The sequence below is a fragment of the Komagataeibacter europaeus LMG 18890 genome (assembly GCF_000285295.1).
In the GTDB taxonomy this organism is placed as follows: Bacteria; Pseudomonadota; Alphaproteobacteria; order Acetobacterales; family Acetobacteraceae; genus Komagataeibacter; species Komagataeibacter europaeus.
Genome location: NZ_CADP01000007.1, coordinates 11,990 through 12,349 on the forward strand (window position 1 = coordinate 11,990; position 360 = coordinate 12,349).

Sequence of the window (360 nt, forward strand, 5' to 3'; positions counted from 1 at the left end):
GGTGCGGGCGGGGCCGCGATCGGGGCCGCGACGACACCGCCGCGCCGTCCGCGTGGCGAAGCGCCCTCCACCATATGCCCCGACGGGCGCGTGCTGCCGCCAGGCTATTCGCCGCAGTCCTGCCCGCCAGCCGCCGGCCAGCGCGCCGCCTACCCCGCGCAGCCGCAGGCAGGCTATGGCTATGCCCAGCCCAGCTATCCCCAGCAGGGCTATTCCCCTCAGGGTGGATACGGACAGCAGGGCGGGTATTATAACCAGCAGGATGGCTATTACGGCCAGTCCGGCGGATACGGGCAGGAAGGTTACCCACAGCAGGGCGCCTACCCGCAGGAAGGCGCCTATCCGGAAGGCTATGGCGGG

General features: G+C 71.1%; 1 pseudogene. It reads left to right on the forward strand.

From position 1 onward, the window contains the following. Window positions 1-360 (forward strand): annotated as a pseudogene (locus tag GEU01_RS26675) (hypothetical protein); the annotation flags it as partial.